The 23,591-nt window shown below is 46.6% G+C and carries 10 protein-coding genes and 1 tRNA gene; 10 read left to right on the top strand and 1 reads right to left on the bottom strand.

The genetic code is table 11. The annotated features are described in order from the left end of the window. The first annotated feature begins 14 nt into the window (after positions 1–14). From BBC0122_RS01255 to BBC0122_RS01220, 8 genes are all read left to right on the top strand, one after another. Positions 15–416, top strand: coding sequence for a TIGR02300 family protein (locus tag BBC0122_RS01255; RefSeq protein WP_077990535.1), 402 nt, complete (start codon positions 15–17; stop codon positions 414–416). 138 nt (positions 417–554) lie between these two features. Further along, positions 555–630: transfer RNA gene (locus tag BBC0122_RS01250), tRNA-Ala, on the top strand. 187 nt (positions 631–817) lie between these two features. Then, on the top strand, positions 818–2,266 hold the full coding sequence (locus BBC0122_RS01245) for a DNA methyltransferase (RefSeq protein WP_077990534.1): 1,449 nt from the start codon (positions 818–820) through the stop codon (positions 2,264–2,266). After that, positions 2,251–3,231 (top strand): AvaI/BsoBI family type II restriction endonuclease, encoded by a 981-nt coding sequence (locus BBC0122_RS01240; RefSeq protein WP_210188145.1) that lies wholly within the window; start codon positions 2,251–2,253, stop codon positions 3,229–3,231. The genes BBC0122_RS01245 and BBC0122_RS01240 overlap by 16 nt, the downstream gene beginning before the upstream one ends. 258 nt (positions 3,232–3,489) lie before the next feature. Further along, a complete protein-coding gene (bluB, locus tag BBC0122_RS01235; RefSeq protein ID WP_077990530.1) occupies positions 3,490–4,125 on the top strand; it encodes a 5,6-dimethylbenzimidazole synthase in 636 nt (211 codons plus the stop codon). Between the two features lie 143 nt (positions 4,126–4,268). Next, complete coding sequence (gene ilvD, locus BBC0122_RS01230; RefSeq protein WP_077990528.1) at positions 4,269–6,107, top strand: dihydroxy-acid dehydratase; 1,839 nt, start codon at positions 4,269–4,271, stop codon at positions 6,105–6,107. A gap of 149 nt (positions 6,108–6,256) precedes the next feature. Then, on the top strand, positions 6,257–7,852 hold the full coding sequence (locus BBC0122_RS01225; RefSeq protein WP_077990527.1) for an AMP-binding protein: 1,596 nt from the start codon (positions 6,257–6,259) through the stop codon (positions 7,850–7,852). A 2-nt stretch (positions 7,853–7,854) separates the two neighbouring features. Next, on the top strand, positions 7,855–9,027 hold the full coding sequence (locus BBC0122_RS01220) for a thiolase family protein (RefSeq protein WP_077990525.1): 1,173 nt from the start codon (positions 7,855–7,857) through the stop codon (positions 9,025–9,027). 323 nt (positions 9,028–9,350) lie between these two features. Here the strand turns inward: BBC0122_RS01220 and mutS are convergent, their stop codons facing one another. Next, positions 9,351–12,062: a DNA mismatch repair protein MutS gene (mutS, locus tag BBC0122_RS01215; protein WP_077990524.1), complete on the bottom strand. Its 2,712-nt coding sequence runs from the start codon at positions 12,060–12,062 to the stop codon at positions 9,351–9,353. A 301-nt stretch (positions 12,063–12,363) separates the two neighbouring features. Here mutS and BBC0122_RS01210 point away from each other — a divergent pair, with 301 nt between their 5' ends. Both BBC0122_RS01210 and BBC0122_RS01205 read left to right on the top strand, forming a co-directional pair. Beyond that, a complete protein-coding gene (locus tag BBC0122_RS01210; protein WP_077990522.1) occupies positions 12,364–14,658 on the top strand; it encodes an NADP-dependent malic enzyme in 2,295 nt (764 codons plus the stop codon). A 333-nt stretch (positions 14,659–14,991) separates the two neighbouring features. Further along, the gene (locus BBC0122_RS01205; RefSeq protein WP_077990521.1) at positions 14,992–23,586 is read left to right on the top strand and encodes a glycoside hydrolase family 94 protein; all 8,595 of its coding nucleotides are present in this window, start codon (positions 14,992–14,994) and stop codon (positions 23,584–23,586) included. Positions 23,587–23,591 lie beyond the last annotated feature (5 nt).

The raw sequence follows: 23,591 nt of genomic DNA, 5'->3' as shown, positions 1-23,591 counted from the left end.
AAGAGGCTCGGTCCATGGCAAAACCTGAACTTGGAACCAAACGAATAGACCCGGAAACGGGCAAGAAATTCTATGATCTTAATCGTGACCCGATTATTTCACCTTATACTGGGATCTCCTACCCCAGATCCTATTTCGACGCCACAGCCGACGCTAAGGGCGAGGATGAGGAAGAGGAGACTGAGACGGAGGACCTTGACACGGCATTAGAAAAGCCTGAATTCATCTCGCTTGAAGATGCTGATGATGAAACAAAGGGTGGCGAAGACATACCCGATATTGGCGACGATGAGGATGTCGACCTTGGTGACGATGATGACGACGCATTCTTGCCGGATGATGAAGACGACGAGGATGACGACGTAAGCGGTATTATCACCGGTGGCAATAAAGTTCATAAAGACGACGACATTTAACGGGGACAAAGGGAAATTGTTTTCTTTTATAAAGTTTGCAATTTCCCTCTTGATCTTTGGCGCCAGTCAATTTAAGAAGCCGCTCAGACATTTTGTCTTGATCCCTGAAGGTCACAACGTGACCTTCCCATCCTGAATGGGGCTATAGCTCAGCTGGGAGAGCGCTTGCATGGCATGCAAGAGGTCAGCGGTTCGATCCCGCTTAGCTCCACCAATAAAAACTTTATCTAACTATTATAAAAAAATTGGGAAGATTTTTTACTTCTATGTTAGATTTTTATATACTGGCCACAAAGAAGTCGATAACTGAAACATGGGCATAAATATGAAATAATATGGCATAAAACAGATTATGCAGCTTATGCTAGAATTGTGTCTGATGTTTTCGTAGCGAGGTTTATTTGGTTTTTTCCGTCCGAAAGATAACTGCCAATGACTGCGAATCTCTGAGTTGTCTTCCTGAAAAAGATACAGTTGCTGTTTTAGATGAGACACTAAAAAATCATTTTAAAGCTGCGATGCGCGTAGACAGCAGCCTGACACGCCAGATGGTTAGTTTTCAGGCAAATAAAGTTAAGCCTACCTATAGGTGGTATAAGTATAAAGAAGCTTTTTCGTCTACTTTAGTCAAACGATTTTTGAGCGATTTAAATGTAAAGACTGGGAAAGTGCTAGATCCTTTTTCTGGAGCAGGTACCACGTTATTTAAAGCGTCAGAAATGGGATTTAACGCGGTTGGAATTGAATTACTCCCGATTGGCTATGAAATTACAATTTCAAAACTAATCGGTTATGGACCAAATAAATATGATATATTAAATTTATTACGCACGTGGAAAGAAACGAAACCGTGGAAACGTGTTACTGAAAGAATCCCATTTAATGTTTTACGAATAACACAGGGTGCTTATTCAGACGAAACTTTAAATAGTATTCAAAAATATTTGAAATGTGTATCGAAAGAAGATGAGGATATACAAACATTCTTAAAATTCGTCCTATTATGTATTTTGGAATCTATAAGTTTTACTAGAAAAGATGGGCAATACCTGAGATGGGATTATCGTTCCAATAGACGGAAAGGTAAAAATGAATTTAACAAAGGCAATATTTTAGATTTTGATACCGCTATATTGAAAAAATTTAGCGATATTATTGAAGATATTGACGATGAATTTCATAACAACGATTTATTTAGTAATAGAAATTCTAATCATCCAGGTTCTATTGATATAATTAATGAGTCTTGTTTAAATATACTTCCATCGTTGCCTAATGAAAATTTTGAAGCAATAATAACATCACCCCCTTATTGTAATCGGTATGACTATACCCGCACTTATGCCTTGGAGCTTGCAATGCTCGGTGTCGATGAACGTCAATTAGTTGACTTACGTCAAAATATGCTAAGCTGTACGGTGGAAAACAGAGCCAAAGAACTTCTTTCGTTTAGCCCGGAATGGAAGAAAGCAATAGGCGTATGCGATAATCTACAATTATTGCAAGCGATAATTGAACAGCTCGAAGAGAAAAAAAAATTAAGACAGCTCAACAATAATGGCATATCACGGATGGTTAAGGGGTATTTTTATGAAATGGCTTGCGTTATTCAAGAATGCTATCGAGTTTTGAAAACTAATGGCCGTTTTATAATGGTGAATGATAATGTAAGATACGCGGGTACGTGCATTTCAGTGGATTTAATTTTATCGAAAATAGCAGAAGAATTAGGATTTACCGTAAGCCAAATATTGGTGCTTCCTCAGCATAAGGGGAACAGTAGTCAGCAAATGGCACAGCATGGTAAAGAGGATTTAAGAAAAGGCGTATATATTTGGGAAAAGCATTGATGAATGCATATCAATACACAGATCATATAGATGGAGCCAAAAGTCTCATTACATCACATGAAGCTACACGCGCTGGTTTTATATCATTAGCGTTGGAAAAAAATCGTAAAGCGACACCTTTCATAGAAGAAGCGAAATTTTTAAAGATAACGGCTTTGAAGGCCAATAAGCCATCTGATCTACTAGGTGTTAATAGCATACGAAACTCTTTATTAACGGCGGCAGGCATTTCCGATAAAGCTGCTAAGCATCTCAATGAAACCGATAGGATTGAAGCGATCAAAGGTTTAATTGATAATTTTCTCGAACCTGCAGGAACAAATTTCGTTGACGAACTTGTGTTCCGTTTCCTTCTCACTCGCGGTGATACACTGGGTGGAAGCATGAGAAATCTTGCTGGATCTTTAGGTGAAAGAAAATTAAGCCGTGGTATATTATCAGCTTTGACATTAGAAGGGCGAAATTATGAATGGCTCCATTCAAAGTCAAGAAAATGGATCGAGCAAAGTCCAGATGATTCAGATATTGAGTTGAATATGAAAGGCCTTCACTGGTTAACTGACGGTAGATCAAGAACTTTACTTTATAATCTTAATGTTCCAATTGTAAAGAAAAATGTTGATTTATGTCTTTTTGATAATAACTATAATATGTATAATTATTCATCATCGTCATGCCAGTATTGTCCTGAAAACTTTTTAGCTTTGGGTGAGCTTAAAGGAGGAATAGATCCTGCTGGAGCAGATGAACACTGGAAGACAGCAGTATCCGCACTAAACAGAATCCGAAATGCATTTACTAAAGGTGGTTTTTCACCGTACATTTTTTTCGTTGGAGCTGCGATTGAATTGTCAATGGCAGAGGAAATGTATCAATATTTGCAAAGTGGCATTTTAGACAATGTAGCAAATTTAACAAAAGAAGAACATATTGTATCAATATGTAATTGGCTTATAAATATTTAGTTCTATTTTAGCAAATAATATATATTTATATTTTTATATAAAAAATAATAAACAATAAATTAAAATTATTTAATTATATTTAATATTCGTATTGAATCAAAAATTTTTAATTATCTTCCGCATTCACTAGTTAAATCCAACATTTGTTTAATTGACACATAAATTGGTATCGACGTGATCACATGGCGGCCTTATGCCATTAATAGGACAATTTTCGTTTTAATACTTATAATAGTCGGGAGCCAAACACTGAATCTTATGTTGGAAGATATCTATAAAGTTATCCATGAACGGCGCGATGTGCGCGACGAATTTTTACCTCAACCGCTTGATGAGGCTGTTATCACAAGGCTTCTTGAAGCGGCTCATTCAGCGCCTTCGGTGGGCTTCCAGCAGCCATGGAATTTCCTCCTTATCCGCGACAAAAAGCGCAAAACACAGGTCAAAGAAATTTTTGACCGTGCGAGCGCCGAAGAAGCAAAAATTTTTAACGACGAAAGGCGAGAACTTTATAACCGCCTGAAATTACAGGGTATTGTCAAAGCACCTCTTAATCTGGTTGTCACATGTGACCGCTCGCGCGATGGCCGCACCGGCCTTGGGCGTTTTCATCATCCGCAAATGTCGGCCTATAGTTGCGTTTGTGCGGTCGAAAATTTGTGGCTTGCAGCACGGGCTGAAAATATCGGCGTCGGCTGGGTTTCGATCTATCATGATGACGAGCTGAAGGAATTGCTGAAGATTCCTCCCGAAATAGACATTATTGCCTATTTGTGTATCGGCTATGTCAGCCACTTTTACGACAGCCCCGAACTCGAACAAAAAGGATGGCGTAAACGCGTACCGCTCGAAAGCCTTGTTTACCACGAAGAGTGGCCCAAGAACGCGCAATAATATTGCGCAATAATACCGAATTTTTTTTAATTCTAATCTAATTGTGATTGAGCATTGGTGCAAAATGCGCTTAAAATCCTTGCGTTTATATGATCTGTGCGGCACAACCGTTGCTACATTGGAATTATTCAAGGAAATTCAAAATGCCTCCCTATCGCTCAAGAACTTCTACTCATGGCCGCAACATGGCCGGTGCCCGTGGCTTATGGCGTGCCACCGGAATGAAAGACGGAGATTTTGGTAAGCCGATTATTGCGATTGCCAATTCCTTTACACAATTTGTGCCCGGTCACGTACATCTTAAAGATTTGGGACAACTTGTGGCGCGCGAAGTGGAAAAGGCGGGCGGTGTTGCAAAAGAGTTCAATACAATTGCCGTCGATGACGGTATCGCAATGGGGCATGATGGTATGCTCTATTCCCTTCCCTCTCGCGAGATCATTGCCGATTCGGTCGAATATATGGTCAATGCCCATTGTGCGGATGCTCTGGTCTGTATTTCCAATTGCGATAAAATTACACCGGGAATGCTGATGGCGGCTTTACGGCTCAATATTCCAACGGTTTTTGTTTCCGGCGGTCCGATGGAAGCAGGAAAAATCAAATGGAAAGGCAAAGAGCTTGCTGTCGACCTTATTGATGCCATGGTTGCAGCAGCCGATGACCATAACAGCGATTCCGAAATTGCCAATATGGAACGGGCAGCTTGCCCGACATGCGGTTCATGTTCGGGCATGTTTACAGCAAATTCGATGAACTGCCTGACGGAAGCCCTGGGGCTTTCGCTTCCCGGTAACGGTTCGATGCTTGCAACCCATGCCGACCGCAAACATCTTTTCGAGAAAGCCGGCCACCTTATTGTTGAACTGGCCAAGCGTTATTATGAACAGAATGATGACAGTGTTCTTCCCCGCTCGATTGCAACATTCAAATCTTTTGAAAATGCAATGACGCTTGATATTTCAATGGGCGGTTCAACCAATACGGTTCTTCATTTATTAGCCGCCGCGCAAGAAGGCGAAGTTGATTTTACAATGTCCGACATCGACCGGCTTTCACGCCACGTTCCGGTTATTTGTAAAGTTGCACCTGCCGTTGCCAATGTGCATATGGAAGATGTCCATCGTGCCGGTGGCGTTATGGCAATTCTTGGCGAACTTGACCATGCAGGTCTTATTCACAGCGAAGTTGCAACTGTTCATGAACCGACATTGAAGGATGCTTTGCGCAAGTGGGATGTCAAACAGACAAATAATCCGGAAGTCCACGAATTTTATCGTGCTGCTCCGGGCGGCATTCCGACCCAAACACCGTTCAGCCAGTCACGGCGGTATGAAACAGTCGACCTTGACCGAGAAAAAGGCGTCATTCGCGATGTCGACCATGCCTATTCCAAGGATGGCGGCCTTGCCGTTCTTTACGGCAACCTTGCCAAGGATGGGTGCATTGTCAAAACCGCCGGTGTTGACGACTCGATTTTGAAATTCAAAGGTCCGGCACGGATTTTTGAAAGTCAGGATTCGGCCGTGGTTGCTATTTTGAACGGCAAAATCAAACCGGGAGACATTGTGCTTATCCGTTATGAAGGTCCGCGCGGTGGCCCCGGAATGCAGGAAATGCTTTATCCGACAAGCTATCTGAAATCGAAAGGTTTGGGAAAAGCCTGTGCTCTCATCACCGATGGCCGTTTTTCCGGTGGTTCGTCGGGGCTTTCCATCGGCCATGTTTCACCGGAAGCTGCCGAAGGTGGCACAATCGGTCTTGTTGAAGAAGGCGATACAATCGAAATCGACATACCAAATCGCAAAATCCATCTTGATGTCGATGACGCTACACTTGCCAAACGTCACAAGGAGATGGAACAGAAAGGCGACAAAGCCTGGAAGCCGGAAGAGGTTCGCAAACGCAAAGTTTCCAAAGCTTTACGCGCTTATGCAGCCATGACAACATCGGCAGCCAAGGGTGCTGTTCGCCAAATCTGATTTTAAAATTTTCTCTCCCGTTATGATTGGTAAATTGTAACGGGAGAGTTTTATGATCGTTTTTAAAAATATATTGTCATTTTTTAATATACCGCGACTTTGAAACATGAAGTCGGCCTGAAATTATTTCCGAACCGTTAGGGGAACGAATGCCGGTTATTGATGTATTGGCAAAACTTGCCAGTTTGACACCTGACAGAATTGCGATTTCGATCGCCGGAAATGAAATCACCTATAAAACACTCTACCAACGAGCTGAAGCTTTCAGGCGCAATCTTTTTAAATTTGAAAAACGCCACCCCGATCATTTCGGTTTACCGGATGAAGGTCGGCTGGTTCTGCTCGCACTTCCAAACCATTTCCGCTTTGGTGAAATTTTTGTCGGCGGTTCGGCAAGTCCGCATTGCGTTGCAGTTCTTTCTGTTGCCACGCCCCCAAAACAGATTGAAGAAATCATGCGTCGGCTTAATCCCGACATTGTTATTTGCGAGAACAAAGATTGCATCATTGCAGAAATTGCCCGCACTCTTGATTTGCCCGCACTTTATGTTGAAAAAGATACCGACACTCAATTAACTTATGACCGTTTTCTGGCAACTAATGACCATTTTCTGGCAACTAATGACCGTTTTCTGGAAGGAATTGTTCCCAATAAAAAGATAGACGATCTACCGCTTGGGCCGTTTTTCATCGGTTTTACGTCCGGCACAACGGGGCTTCCAAAAGCTTTTATCAGAAACCGCCAAAGTTGGCGAAACTCGCTTGTGACCGGACGAAAGTTCTTCGGCCTCGACAAATTACATAAAGCGGTTGCTCCCGGTCCCATGGCGCACGGCGTGAGCCTTTATGCGCTTATCGAAACCTTGGATAGCGGCCAGACATTTGAAAGTGTCCGAAAATTCAATGTCGACGAAGTATTGGAGCTTCTGAAGACCGCCGATCGTTTTGTCGGCGTGCCAACCATGCTCAACGAATTGAGACAACGGGCGGGTGAGAAACAGTTGGTTTTTAAAGAAATGAAGCAACTTGTTACCGGAGCTTCAAAATTCGATCGTCAGCATTATAACGACGCCCGCGCGCTTTTTCCGAATGCGGAAATTTTACAATATTATGGTGCATCGGAATTAAGTTTTGTTGCAGTCAACAAAATGACACCCCGAACGCTTTCACATGAAACCTCCATGTCACCGGTGGGAAAACCGTTTCCCGGTGTCAAAGTCACAATTCGGGATGAAAATTTGTTACCACTCGCGCCGGATAAAATCGGTACTATTTTTGTCGAAAGCGATTTGATCTCGGATGGATATTTATGGGGTGACAATGGCAAATCATTTGTCCGTAACCAATATGGCGCTACTGTTGGCGACCTCGGCATGATGGACAAAAATGGCGAACTTTATGTGATGGGACGTGCCGGTGGCATGATTATTTCGGGCGGCAACAATATTTATCTTGCCGAAATAGAAACGGCATTGAAAACCATCCCGAATGTCGGTGAAGCAATTGCTTTCGGCATTGCTGATGACGTTTATGGAGACCGTCTTGTCAGCGTTGTTTCATTCAAAGATTCCTCGTTAACCGCAGATGAATTGCGTGAATTTTGCCGCCCGTTAATGGAAAAATTCAAAATTCCGAAAGATTTCTATTTAATCAATCACTGGCCAATGACGTGGAGCGGAAAAATTGCGCGCGTGATAGTCAAAAGAATGGTTGAAGAGGGTGCCCCCGAAGTAACAAGGCTTTAAAAATGGAAGAGAGTAGAACACCTGTTATTATTGCGGCAGCAAGAACAGCTATAGCGCGTGCAAATGGTGCACTTTCATCCATTGACGTGGAATATCTTCTAAGCCCGCTCATTCAGGCACTCGTCGAACGCACAAAGATCGAAAAAACCGGAATTGACGATGTTATGATCGGCAATGCCGCGGGCGGCGGGGGTAATCTCGCACGCCTTGCCGCTTTGACTGCCGGACTGCCGGTCGAAATTCCGGGTGTAACGCTTGATCGGCAATGCGGCTCGGGACTTGAAGCTGTTGTTATGGCATGCAGACTTGTTGAAGCGGGTGCGGGTGAAATTTATCTCGCCGGTGGTGCAGAGAGCGTATCAACTGCGCCGTGGCGCATAAAACGCCCGAAAACGCCGCGCGAATTGCCGCAATTTTTTTCTCGTGCCCGTTTTTCGCCGGATGGCATCGGTGACCCCGATATGGGAAACATGGCTGAAAATATTGCCCGACATTTTGGTATATCGAGAGAAAGGCAAGATCATTTTGCGCTTCAAAGCCATCAACGAGCTTTGAAAGCTCAAGCTGACCATCGTTTTGACGATGAAATCATACCCCTTCAAACTGCAAAAGGTCTATTTTCCGCTGACGATTGCCCAAGATCGGGTTTGACCGTGGAAACTTTGGCTCATTTGCGACCGGTTTTTGAACAAAATGGAACAGTCACTGCCGGAAATTCCTGCCCTTTGAATGACGGGGCAGCTCTGGTTCTGGTGACATCTCTCGAAAAAGCCAAACAATTGGGCATTCAATACGGAATTATTTTTATTGATAGTGCTGTAAGCGGTGTTGACCCCAATCTTGCCGGTATGGGGCCAGTCCCCTCGACAAAGAAATTGTTACAAAGAATGAAGCTCGACAATTGTTCGGATTTCAAAGTCATCGAATTCAATGAAGCCTTTGCCGCACAAGTGCTTGCCGCCATTGACGAGTTAAATATATCGGCGGAACAAATCAACCGTGAAGGTGGCGCAATCGCCCTTGGACATCCTTTCGGCGCGTCGGGCACTTTTCTGACGATACGGCTTTTTTCCCAAATGAAAAATCTGGCAGATAATGCGCTCGGTCTTGCGACAATGGGAATTGGCGGAGGGATGGGAATAAGTGCAGCATTCCGACCTTACCATAACGGCTAAACATCAATTCTCTTGAGCGGAAGCAAAATTGTAATATTTCTCGCGAAAACCGGCTTGTTTAACATACCGGCCTTCTTTTTTCGTCAGCAAAGGCGCGAATAATACAAAACCAATGCGATCAATAACAGCATTGGTCAATGTGAATTGAAAGCCTCCGGATGGTTGTTAGATATATCTCCGTTTAACATCATCCCGTTCCTGTTGAACCATCCCGTTCTTATTAAACAAAGACAAGCCTTGCCCGCTCTTCAAGTGCTTTAAAAAACACGCATTCCCGCCAATTGGTTTTTTCAATCGGGGGCGTCAAGTCTTCAACCTTGCCGTTAATTTTCAGCCAAAGAAAGCTGTTTCAAACGATAGAGTTCTTCCAAGGCTTGCTTAGGAGAAAGCTCGTCAGGATTGATTGCCTTCAGGGCTTCTTCGATTTTTGACGTGTGATGGCTGTTTTCAGCTTCGCGCGCCAAAGCAACGGAAAAAAGTGGAAGATCATCTATCAATTTTGTGGCTTTACCGGCGACTTCGCCTTTTTCCAACTGATGGAGAACATCTTTCGCCCGCGACAAAACGGCCGCCGGAAGGCCTGCAAGTTTTGCCACCTGCACCCCATAGGAACGGTCTGCCGCGCCATTTCCCACCTCGTGAAGAAAAACAACATCGCCATTCCATTCTTTGACTTTCATCGTCACATTATGAAGGCGATCAAGTTTTTCGGTGAGTGCTGTCATTTCATGGAAATGGGTCGCAAAAATTGCACGACAATGATTGACCTCATGAAGATATTCAATGGCTGCCCAGGCAATCGAAAGCCCGTCAAATGTCGAGGTTCCGCGGCCGATTTCATCAAGAATAACCAATGAACGCTCGCCTGCCTGATTGAGAATTGTTGCTGTTTCCACCATTTCAACCATAAAGGTTGACCTCCCATGGGCAAGATCATCGGCTGCACCAACGCGGCTGAAAAGCCTGTCGACAACACCGATATGGGCAGAACCGGCAGGAACAAACGACCCCATTTGCGCCATAATGGCAATCAGGGCGTTTTGACGCAAAAACGTTGATTTACCGCCCATATTGGGGCCGGTCAGTAGCCAAATCGCACCATATTTCGCACCATTTTTAGGAGAAAGATCACAATTATTGGCAACAAACGGTTCTTTGGCCTGCTTTCTCAATGCCTGTTCAACCACCGGATGGCGCCCCGCTACAATCTCGAAATCAAGCGACTGGTCGACAATCGGGCGACAATAGCCTTGCTCTTCGGCGAGAAAAGCATTGGAGGCCGAAACATCAAAAACAGCAAGTGCCATAGCAGCTTGCCGGATGAAATCGGCTTGGTCTGTAATTTCTTCAACCAGCTTGTCAAACAATTCAAGCTCTATTGTCAAAGCGCGATCGGCTGCATTGGCAATGCGGCTTTCAAGATCGGCAAGTTCTGTTGTGGTAAAACGCATGGCATTCGCCATTGTCTGGCGATGGATGAAACGACTTTTTGCTTCATCCGTTTCCGTCAATGCCGGTGCCTGAAGCGAGGTGACTTCGATATAATAACCAAGAATATTGTTATGGCGGATTTTAAGTGCTTTAACGCCCGTTTCTTCGGCATAACGGCTTTGCAATTCGGCAATGAAGCGGCGCGATTCGTCCCTTAGGGTTCTCAGTTCATCAAGTTCCTGATTATAATTTTCGCGAACAAATCCCCCGTCCCGCTTCAACAAGGGCAGATCATCGGCGAGAATGCGATCAAGGTGACTGTGCAAATCAACGGGTAATTTTTCAAGGATTGCAAAAGCATCGCCCAATTCTTGCGGCAGAAGTTGACCCGCAAACAGGTTTTTCACATCGCAAATAACAGCAAAGCCACGCTGGATTGCAGCCATATCACGCGGGCCACCGCGACCAAGAACAAGGCGTGAAAGTGCCCGTGGCATATCCGGCGCGCTTTTCAAAATAGCCTGCAAGCCTTCGGCAAGCCGCATATCATTAAGAAAATAGGCAACCGAATCAAGCCTCTCGTTGATTGCAACCGGTGCAATCAACGGTGCCATCAGGCGTTCGCTCAAAAGTCTTGCACCGCCGCCCGTCACTGTCCGGTCAATCGCTTTCATCAAGCTGCCATCGCGCTGACCTGAAAGTGTTCGTGTCAATTCCAGATTGTTGCGGGTTGCCGGATCAATAAACAAAGAGGCATTTTCGTCTTCCCTTTGAGGACGCATGAGGGGCGGACGTTCATTGATTTGTGTTTTTTCAACATAGCCGATGGCCGCAGAAATTGCCGAAAGTTCAGCTCGATCATAGTGCCCCAGCCCTTCCAACGTTGCCAGTTTGAAATAGTCGCAAATATTGCGTTCGGCCATATTGCTATCAAAGAGGCTTGCCGCTTGTGGTGTAACGATACGACCTAGAATGTTGAATAACGGTTTCAATGCCTCGTCATGGAAAACACTATCGGCAACAATCAGCTCTTGCGGGTCGATGCGCATAATATCGGCAAGCAACCGGTCGGCATGGGCACGGCTTACTTTGAAAATTCCGGTTGAAATATCAATCCATGCAATCGCAAATTCCTGATCCTTGCCCGACTTGATGCGTGAAAGCGCCATAAGATAATTGGCTCGCGCCGGATCAAGCAGTTTATCTTCTGTCAGAGTTCCCGGTGTGACAAGGCGGATAACATTGCGTCGCACAACCGATTTGCCACCCCGTTTTCTGGCTTCAGCGGGGTCTTCCATCTGCTCGCAAACAGCCACGCGATAACCGCAGGCTATGAGTTTTTGCAAATAATCATCAGCGGCGTGAACCGGAACGCCGCACATTGGTATATCTTCCCCCAGATGTTTGCCACGTTTGGTAAGAGCAATACCCAATGCCTTGGAAGCTTCGATTGCGTCGTCAAAAAAAAGCTCGTAAAAATCGCCCATACGGTAAAACAGCAAATAATCGCTATTTGCCGCTTTTATTTCGATATATTGTTCCATCATCGGCGTGATACGCTCTTGCGAGCTATTCTGCTTTTCTCCGGTTGCGCCTTCTGTCATACTTTTTCTACCCTTGCCTTTTGGCTCGCCACCAAACAGCCTTTCATTTTATGTTCTATGAGGTTCCATAAGCTACATTCAATTTGAACGCCGTACCATTCAAAATCCGGTTTCATACAGAACTCTTTCCGACCAATGCAATTTTACAATTTATTGCCGAAAACTCCCGAACAATATATTTGGAAACGAGAAAAAAACTTGGACTATTGTTTAAAGATAATCCATAATTTTGAATTATTATCGCATTTAGACCGGCTTGAATGCAGCGATCATATTCGCTACACCAGAAAATGATAGAAAAATGAGCAAAAAAAATAAAGAAAACACAGATAAAACAAAAACTTACAGTTCTTTAGAACAGGAAGCACTGGATTTTCACAGTCGCGGACGCCCCGGAAAACTGGAAATTGTCCCAACAAAACCGATGTCAACACAGCATGATTTGGCTTTGGCTTATTCGCCCGGCGTGGCCGTTCCGGTAAAAGCAATCGCAAAAGATCCCGCTTTAGCCTTTGATTACACAGATAAAGGCAATCTCGTTGCTGTTATTTCAAACGGTACAGCCATTTTAGGCCTCGGACATCTTGGCGCTCTCGCCTCCAAACCTGTGATGGAAGGCAAGGCCGTATTGTTCAAACGCTTTGCCGATGTTGATTCGATTGATCTGGAAGTTGATACCACCGATGTTGAAGCTTTTATCAATGCGGTTCGCTATCTGGGGCCTTCCTTCGGCGGCATCAACCTTGAAGACATCAAAGCTCCCGACTGTTTTATCATTGAAAGCCGATTGAAAGAATTGATGAACATTCCGGTTTTTCATGACGATCAACATGGAACCGCCATTATTGCTACAGCCGGTCTTATCAATGCGCTTTATCTTACCGGACGTGATATGAAGCACACACGCCTTGTGTGCAACGGTGCCGGTTCTGCCGGTATTGCCTGCATTGAACTCATAAAAGCCATGGGTTTCAAGTCGGAAAATGTCATATTGTGCGACACCAAAGGCGTCGTTTATGAAGGCCGTCAGGAAAATATGAACCAGTGGAAGGCTGCCCATGCCGTCAAGACCGACAAACGCACGCTTGCGGAAGCTCTTGAGGGGGCAGATGTTTTCTTCGGCGTTTCGGCCAAAGGGGTTTTGACACCTGAAATGGTGAAATCCATGGCACCAAAGCCGATCATCTTTGCTATGGCCAATCCCGACCCTGAAATTACACCGGAAGAAGTTGCCAAAGTACGCGACGATGCCATTATGGCAACAGGGCGTTCGGATTACCCTAACCAGATAAACAATGTTTTATGCTTCCCTTATATTTTCCGTGGCGCACTTGATGTGCGTGCCAGCACGATCAATGAGGCAATGACAATTGCTGCGGCCAAAGCCATAGCCCAGCTTGCCCGCGAAGAAGTACCCGATGATGTGGCGGATGCCTATCGCGGCAGCAGACTTAAATTCGGGCCGCAATATATTATTCCGGTACCGTTTGACTCGCGCTTATTGTCGGCTATTCCGACTGCTGTTGCAAAAGCAGCAATGGAAAGCGGCGTTGCCGGCAAGCCGATTGCCGATCTTGAAGCCTATGCGCGGGATTTGGCTGCGCGGCGTGACCCGATAGCCGCAACAATGCGCGGCGTTTACAACCGTGTGCGCCAGAATCCGAAACGGATTGTCTTTGCCGAAGGTGAAGAAGAACAGGTCATGCGGGCAGCCGTTTCTTACGTCAATCAAAAGCTCGGTAGTGCCATTCTGGTTGGACATGAAGATGTTATCGAGAAAAGAGCGAAGGCCGCCGGTATCGACCTTAACAGATCCGGAATAAAAATTGCCAATGCCCGCCTGTCCGATCGGAAAGATGCCTATGCAGATTACCTCTATAGCAAAATGCAACGCAAAGGTTGGTTGTTGAGAGATTGCCACCGTTATATCAATAATGATCGCAACCATTTTGCTGCTTGCATGTTGGCATTGGGCGACGCCGATGCGATGATTACCGGCGTAACACGTAATTATGAAACCGGACTTGCAGATGTCCTGCGCGTTATCGACGTAAAGGCCGATGAACGGGTTGTCGGTGTTTCAATGGCAATTTGCCGCGGTCGCACCGTTTTTATTGCCGACACGGCTATTTCCGAACACCCGAATCCGGAAGAATTGGCCGATATTGCCGAACAAGCGGCAAATTTTGCCCAAGATATGAGTTACAAGCCACGCGTTGCACTTCTGGCATATTCTACTTTCGGTCACATGAAGGGTGAAGGCGCCCAACGCATTCAGGAAGCGGTCAAATTGCTTCGCGCGCGCAATGTCGATTTCGAGTTTGACGGTGAAATGAGTGCCGACGTTGCACTTAACGCCAAAATGATGCAGCAATATCCGTTTATGGGATTGAGCGAACCGGCCAATGTTCTGGTTATGCCGGGCTATCATTCGGCCTCGATTGCCAGTAAAATGTTGCAAGAACTTGGGGGCGCAACACTGATCGGGCCAATTCTTTTAGGACTCGAAAAATCGGCCCAGATTGTGCCACTGGGGGCGCGCGATTCCGACATTGTCACAATGGCAGCTCTGGCTGCCTATAATTCGACAAAATAGACCCATCCGGATTTTAAAGCCCCGTTTTCTCTAACGGGGCTTTAGTTGATTGCTTTATAAATAAATTCTTGAACTTGATAGCTGTTTAACGAATATGTCGGGGAACTGTTTTATTAAATAAATGCCCTGATTTGCTGAATTTTTCCCCTTGTAGCAGCGCTATTTAATGCAATTTTTAACACTATGTCCTATTTTTATCGACGTGTAATATAAAGTGTTTGGCGTTTACCAAAAAAATCGAAATTCGAGTTTAATAAAAAAGATATAGTTTATCTTTTAAAAAACAGGCTAAATTCTGTCGCATGAGCTTTTTAAAGGCAAGGATCAAATAATATGGCGGAAACTGCATCATCAATTAAATGGCTTCTTTCTCAACAAACGGAAATACGCTACCTTCCTGATACAGCTTTTCCAATCCGCTCGACCTTCAAATCGGAAGACGAGTTGCAGCAACTTGCGCATGAAATGGCCGAAGGTAAAAAAATTGTTTTGCCGGAATATACGCCATTCGATTTCAGAGAACGTCTCACCGAAAATTCCAAGCTCATTTTGCATACCTTCCGTTCGACCGATGCTGCCGCTCGCAATAATGAAACCATTACACCGGCTGCCCAATGGCTGCTCGATAACCATTATACGATTGATAAAACCATCCAGCAGGCGCGGCGTGACTTTCCGCGTGCATTTGTCAAACAGCTTCCCCCTTATAAAGGCGAAAATGAACTGCCGAGAATTTTCGCTCTAGCCTGGCTTTATGTTGCCCATACCGACAGCAGTTTTTCGCTTAAAACTTTAACGGCTATGGTCAACGGCTACCAACAGGTTGCCGACTTCCAGATTGGCGAATTATGGGCTTTGCCTTCGGCTGTCCGTATGGTTCTCATCGAAAACGCGCGCCGGCTTTCCATGCGCATCGAAAAAGCCCGCCGGATGCGGCGATTTGCAAATCAGGCCGCTGACCAAATGGCTCTGGCTGAAAATGACAATGCACTTCAAAGCATTTTTTCAACTTACGAGGCACTTGTTGCCGACCCGACTTTCGCTGCCCATCTTCTCTATCGTTTGCGTGGCGCTTCTGTTGATTCAACGACTGCCTTGAACTGGCTTGAAGAGCAGTTACATCGTCATGGCAGCGACCCTGAAACGGCAACTGCCGAAGAACATTCGCGCCAATCAACCGGCGGTGTGACAATGGGCAATATCATTCGTGGCCTGAAAGCCATTGATGACGTTGATTGGACATATTGGTTTGAAACGGTCAGCCATGTCGATTTTCTGTTGCGCGAAAACAGCGATTTCGGCGAAATCGATTTTCCATCACGCAATACCTATCGCGTCATCATCGAAAAAATTGCCCGCCGCTCGCCGTTAACCGAACTGGAAGTGACAAAAAAAGCAATCGACATGGTCGAGAATGCAAAAAAAGACGGTGTCGCAACTGGTGCATCGGTTGCCTGGTATCTTGTGGGGCCTGGACGCGAAGCCTTTGAACAGGCTTGCAATTATGATTGCCCGTTCTCGACGCGTTTCATGCGTGCCTTCCGCGCTATGAAAATTTTCAGCATTGCGGTTCCGGTTTCTGTCCTGACCATTCTCATTCTCATTGCAGTTTATGCATTGCTGCGGGAAACCGGTTTGAGCCATGCTTTGTCGCTAACTTTCACAGCACTGGCACTTTTCCCGACAATGGATACTGCTTTTGCGCTCTTCAATACTCTGGTTGCCTGGACTGTCGAACCGCGGCGACTGATCGGTTATGAATATAAGGACGGTATTCCGGAAGAAGCCAAAACACTTGTCGTCGTTCCGACAATGATAACCTCGCGCGATTCTATTGACGAGCAGATAAGAAATCTCGAAGTTCACTATCTCTCGAACCCGCAAGGAGCCATTTATTTTGCATTGGTGACTGACTGGGCCGACTCGAAAAAGGAAGAAACGGCAGACGATCGCGATCTCCTCGAATATGCGCAAAAAGGTATTGCCGATCTCAACCGTTATTATCGCGGTGACGGGCAGCCGTTATTTTTCATTTTACATCGCCACCGTTTGTTCAATCCTAGTGAAGATTGCTATATGGGCTGGGAGCGCAAACGCGGCAAGCTGCACGAGTTGAACCTGCTTTTGCGCGGCGATCGTGACACAAGTTTCTTCCCGACAGACCCACGTCTGCCAATGGATTGCCGGTTTGTCATGACACTTGATTCCGACACCAAGCTCACCCCCGAAGCGGTCACCCGCCTTGTCGGTAAACTCAATCATCCGTTAAACCGCCCCGTTATCGATCCTAAAACACATACGGTTAAAAGCGGCTATGGTATTCTTCAGCCGCGTGTGACCCCCTCGCTTACCACCGGTGATGATGCATCATTCCTGCAGCGTGTTTTTTCGGTCAATCGCGGCATTGACCCTTATGTTTTTGCCGTCTCCGATACCTATCAGGACCTTTTGGGCGAAGGAACCTATACCGGCAAAGGCCTTTATGACATTGATGCGTTTGAAATAGCGCTTGCCGACAAAGTGCGCGAAAACAGCGTCTTGAGCCACGACCTTCTTGAAGGCGGTTATGCACGTGTCGGCTTTGTGAGCGATGTCGAAGTGGTTGAAGATTATCCGACGGCTTATAATGTCGATGTTGCCCGTCATCATCGCTGGATCCGTGGCGACTGGCAATTGCTGCCCTATCTTTTCACCCGACACAACATCAACCTTATTACCCGCTGGAAAATGCAGGATAATTTGCGGCGTTCTCTGACACCGCTCATGTGGATTATTGCCTCGCTTTTCGGTTGGTGCATATTGCCGCTTCATACGGCTGTGTTCTGGCAATTATTCTTGCTTTTGGGCATGTTTATTGCCCCCACACTTGGTGTTCTGCGCAATATTATGCCGACAAGCATGGATAATTCCTTGCGCGGCCACTTCCAGTCGGTGTTGACGAATATTGCGACAAGCACGGCAGATGTAGCATTGCGCACGACCTTCCTAGCCTATTCGGCATTCTATATGGTTGATGCAATTATTCGCACGCTCTATCGCATGTTTGTTTCACATAAACATCTGCTTGAATGGAAAACATCGGCAGCAACGCGTTCGTCTCCCAACACGCTTTCCTATTACATCACAACAATGTGGCCGGCTTCGTTAATTGGCATCGTTTCCATTGCGTTACCTGCCGCACTTCATAATTCGGCAGTTTTTGTGGCTCTTCCTTTTGGCCTTGCCTGGTTTTTTTCACCGCTTATTGCGTGGATTGTGAGCCGTTCGGCAGCCTTTCAGGACTCACTTGAAATCCGGCCATCCGACAAAAATGAATTGCGCCGTATTGCGCGCCGCACCTGGCATTATTACGAAACATTCGCCAATGCCGATAACCACTTTCTTCCTCCCGACAATTATCAGGAAGATCCCGTACCGGTTCTGGCACGCAGAACCTCTCCAACCAATATCGGCGTTTATCTGCTATCAACAGTCGCAGCACGTGATTTCGGCTGGGTCAGTTTTGATGACGCTATCCAGCGTATCGAACGCACACTCGATACAATGGATAAGATGGAAAGATTCCGCGGCCACTTTTTCAACTGGTATGAAACAGATACATTGCGGCCATTGGTACCGAGTTATGTCTCGACTGTCGACTCGGGCAATCTTGCCGGCCATCTTGTAACACTGGCCGCCGCCTTGAAAGAATGGGGTGAAGCACCATCGGTATTCTTACAAGGTGATCTTGCAGGCCTTCTTGATGTCAATGACATTTTGCAGGAAACATTAAACCTCATCCCCGATGACCGTCGCATTCTGCGCCCGCTTCGCAGAAGAATTGAAGAGCGCATCGCCAATTTCCGGAGAGCCGTCCGCTCGATTATGGATGAACCGGAAACGGCAACATTCCGCACAGCAAATCTGACAACTGCGGCAAATGACATAGGACGCCTTACGAGCGAGCTTGACGGCGAAATCGGCAGCGATGAATCACGTCATGCTGTTTCGTGGGCCGAATGCCTGATCGAGACCTGCGAAGCCCATACCCATGATGCCACAGCCGATCATGACACAGAAGCTCTCCGGAAAACTTTGAATGATCTTTCGGCGAAAGCCCGCCAGTTTGCTTTCGATATGAAGTTCGATTTCCTCGAACGTCAGGAACGGCGGTTGATGTCAATCGGCTATCGTGTTCAGGAAAACGAGCTTGACGAAAGTTGCTATGATCTGCTTGCTTCGGAAGCCCGTCTTTCGAGCCTGTTTGCCATTGCCAAAGGCGATGTCAAGGTCGAGCATTGGTTCCGTCTCGGTCGTATGCTGGTTCCGGTCGGCTGGAAAGGTGCTCTGCTTTCCTGGTCGGGTTCGATGTTCGAATATTTAATGCCACCGCTTGTCATGCGTGAGCCTTTGGGGTCACTCCTTGACCAGACAAACCGGCTTGTCGTTCGTAGACAAATCCAATATGCCAATGAACGCGGATTGCCATGGGGTATTTCGGAAGCAGCCTTTAATGCCCGTGACCAACAGATGAACTACCAATATTCCAACTTTGGTGTTCCCAGTCTCGGCCTTCAACGCGGGCTTTCGCGCAATGCTGTTATTGCGCCTTATGCAAGCATTCTGGCTTCCCAATATATGCCGACAGAGGCGGTTGCCAATCTTGCACGCTTGCGCAAACTCGGTGCGCTTGGCGAATACGGTTTTCATGACTCGGTCGATTTCACACCGGCGCGTGTGCGTGAAGGTGAAAAATACGCCGTCGTCAAGAATTATTATGCGCACCACCACGGCATGTCTATTCTTGCAATTGACAATGTCATTTTCGATGGTCGCATGCGGGATCGTTTCCATAGCGATCCGGTGATCGAAGCTGCACAGCTTCTGTTGCAGGAAAAAGCACCCCGCGAAATTCCTATGGTTCATGCAAAAACGGCAAATCCGATGCGCAGTGATGCCGGCGGTTTTGAAGATGCCCCGGTTCGCGTCATCAAAACTCCGCTCACCAAGCCGCGTTCGACAGTGCTTTTGTCAAATGGCAGCTATTCAGTGATGTTGACCGGTAAAGGTTCGGGTTATAGCCGCTGGAACAATATTGCTGTTACCCGTTTCATGCCCGATGCAGCCGAAGACCAGCAAGGTACTTTCATCTTTTTACGTGACCCTGCTTCCGGCCGCTGGTGGTCGGCAACGGGTGAACCAACGCGCGTTGCCGATGAAGAAGCTTCAACCGTTTTCACCGATGAAAAGGCAGAATACACAAAAACCGTCGATGGTATAAAATCGACTGTGGAATGTATTGTTGCATCCGAAGGTGATGGTGAAGGACGACGTATCGAGCTTATCAACACCACCTCGAAAGACCGCATTCTTGAAATTACTTCCTATGCCGAGCTGGTATTGACAACACCCGAAACGGATGCGGCGCATACTATCTTTTCACGCATGTTTGTGGAAACAGAAATTGCCGATCAGGGCGGAACAATTTATGCCAAACGTCGTAAACGCGACCCGAAAGATCCGGAAGTCCATGTGGCCCATTTTGTCACCGATACATCCGGTGCCATTCGTGATGCAGAAGCAGAAACCGACCGGCGCGTCTTTATCGGTCGCGGTCGTTCTATCCGCCGTCCGGCCGCTTTTGACCGTGGTGCGACATTGACCGGAACAGAGGGATGTGTGCTTGATCCTATCGCAGCAATAAGATGTCGTGTGCGGGTTCCGGCACGCAAAAAGGCGGCTTTGATATTCTGGACATTTGCGGCAAATTCAAAAGAAAAGCTCGCCTCACAAGTTGAATATTACCGTCAACCGAATGTCTTCGAGCGCGAGTTTTCGCTCGCCTGGACCCGTTCGCAAGTGTCGCTTTATCAGCTTGGTATCAAGCCGAAAGAATCGGTCGTTTACCAGAAATACGCGACCTCGCTTATCTATCCCGACCGCACTTGGCGTTTGCCTTCGGAGGCACTCGCTGAAAACCTCGGCAAACAATCGGATTTATGGCCGATGTCAATATCGGGCGACTTTCCGATCTTCCTTCTCAGACTTGATAATGAAGCCGATCTGGAAGTCTTGCGCGGGCTTTTGAAAGCCCATGAATATTGGCGGATGCGCGGACTGACTGTCGATGTTGTCATTTTGAATGAACGGGCATTTTCTTATGCGCAAGATACCCAACGCGCGATCGAATGGATGTGCGAAGGTTATCGCAACCGCACCGCTGAAGCAGACGGACGCCAACATATTTTCACCATCCGTCGTGACCAGATGAACGAGCAGAGTTTTAAAACTTTGCTTGCAAGCGCCCGCATTGTTTTGCAAGCCCAAAACGGTTCCTTGTCCGAACAGATGCAGCGCATGGAAAATATTGATTCCGACCTTTCCCACCGCAACAAGGAGGACGAGGCTGCCCAATCTGCCAAGACGCATACCAATGGGAAAGCTGCCCAACGCAAAAGCGGCAAACACGAAGAGATCGTTATGCCACTTGAACAAGGCCAATTTACATCTATCGGTATCATTGGCGACCAGCATAAATCCTGCCCGCTTCCTGATGGCAAAGACCTTGCTTATTGGAATGGCTATGGCGGCTTCGACAAGGATAATAGCTACGTTATTCGTCTTTCGGGAAGAAATGCAACGCCAAATCCATGGATTAACGTTATTTCAAACGAACATTTCGGTTTCCATGTTTCGGCAGAAGGGTCGAGCTTTACCTGGTCGGGCAATAGCCGCGATTACCAATTGACACCGTGGGCGAACGACCCTGTTGTCAATCGTCCGGGTGAGGCTCTTTATATCGTTGACCGCCACTCGTTAAAACGTTTCTCGCCGGTATCGGTTGTCGAATGTGATGACACGGCACTTTACGAAGCGCGCCACGGCCTTGGCTATTCGACATTCACGTCGAAACACGGAGCGATAAGTCTGGAATTGACCCATACCGTCGATAATAAACGCCCGATCAGGCTTTCGCGTCTTGTTATCAAAAACGATGACAAGAGTTCAAGAAGTCTGAGACTTTACGATTATGTCGAATGGGTATTGGGCACAGTCAGGGCAAAAGCTGCTCCCTTCATCATTCCCGATTATGACAAAAAACGCGGTGCGCTTTTTGTTCGCAATCCTTATCATACGGAAAAGTCCGAAGAAGTCAGCTTCATTGCGGCTAACAGCACACCTTCAAGTTACACAGCCGACAGAACGGAGTTCATCGGCTCGATCGGCACTGTCAAACATCCGCAAGCAATCCGTCAAGGAGAGGCGCTTTCCAACACGGTTGAAGCCGGACGTGATCCATGCTCCGCACTTGCTTTTGATATTGAATTGAAAGCCGGTGAAAAGAAAGAGATCATCTTCTATCTCGGTAATGCACGGAATAGAGTTGAAGCCGAAAAATTGCTTGATAGCATACGCAAAGAGACTTTCACCTCTGTTCTTGAAAAAGAGAAAAAACAATGGACCGATTTTGTTTCCGGCCTACAGGTCAAAACAAATGACCGTTCATTCGATCTCATGGTCAACAACTGGCTTCCCTATCAAACCTATGCATGCCGCATCATGGCGCGCGCTGCATTCTATCAGGCAAGCGGGGCGTTCGGTTTCCGCGACCAGTTGCAGGATACTTTGTCACTCTTGCTGCTCAAGCCGGAACTCGCCCGCGAACAGATCATCAATGCCGCATCACGCCAGTTTCCGGAAGGCGATGTACAACATTGGTGGCTGCCCGATAGCGGCGCCGGTGTCAGAACATTGATTTCCGATGACGTGGCATGGCTCGGTTATGGTACTGCGCTTTATGTCAATAGCACGGGCGATCATGCGTTTCTTGATACAGACATTGCTTTTATTGATGGCGACAAGCTCAAGGAAGGTCAGCATGACAGCTATTTCCAGCCAGCCGTTTCGCCAAAAACCGCAACACTTTACGAGCATTGCGCACTCGCCCTTGACCTTGCAGTCAAACGTACCGGCGAACACGGCTTGCCGTTAATGCTGGGCGGTGACTGGAATGACGGAATGAATCTTGTCGGCATAGAAGGGAAAGGCGAAAGTGTCTGGCTCGGCTGGTTCCTTGGCACGGCTTTACAAGCTTTCATTCCGATTGCCGAAGAACGCAAGGATGAAAAGCGCGTCAAGACATGGACGCATCACCTCGAAACACTGACCAAAGCACTTGAAACCAGCGGGTGGGATGGAAAATGGTATCGTCGTGGTTATTTCGATAATGGAGAACCTTTGGGTTCACACACCAATGATGAATGCCAGATTGATACAATTGCCCAATCATGGAGTGTTATTTCCGGCATGGGAACGGAAGAACACCAAAAACAAGCCATGCAATCCATGCTTGACCAATTGCTGGACGAGAAAGGTCAACTTATACGCCTGTTCTGGCCACCATTCGACAAGACCGAGCTTGAACCCGGATATATCAAGGGCTATCCGGCGGGTATTCGCGAAAATGGCGGTCAATATACCCATGGCGCAATCTGGAGCATTCTGGCACTTGCCAAACTTGAGGAGAACGATAAGGCTTATCAGGTCTTTTCGATGATTAACCCGATTTCGCACGGGAAAAATCCTCATGTCTATCGTGTCGAACCTTATGTGATTTCTGCCGATATATACTCTGTCGAGCCACGGCGCGGTCAGGGCGGATGGACCTGGTATACGGGTTCGGCCGGCTGGTTCTATCGTGCGGCGACAGAAACTATTCTCGGCATTAACCGCAAGGGTTCCAAACTTTATCTCGAACCATGTCTGCCAAAAGATTGGCCGGGTTACGAAGCGACTGTCAAATTTGATAATGCAACCTATGTTATCAAGGTTAATCGCGGTAAAACGCCCGCTTTGACCGTTGATGAGAAGACGGTCGATAAACCTGAAAACGGCATCGGTCTGAAAAAGACAGGACATCATGAAATCAATCTGACGATCGATAAATGACTTCA

Origin of the sequence: Ditibartonella choladocola (assembly GCF_002007565.1) — a bacterium.
Classification (GTDB): domain Bacteria; phylum Pseudomonadota; class Alphaproteobacteria; order Rhizobiales; family Rhizobiaceae; genus Bartonella; species Bartonella choladocola.
Note: the sequence above shows the minus strand (reverse complement) of the source record. Positions and strands in the feature narration are given on the sequence as shown.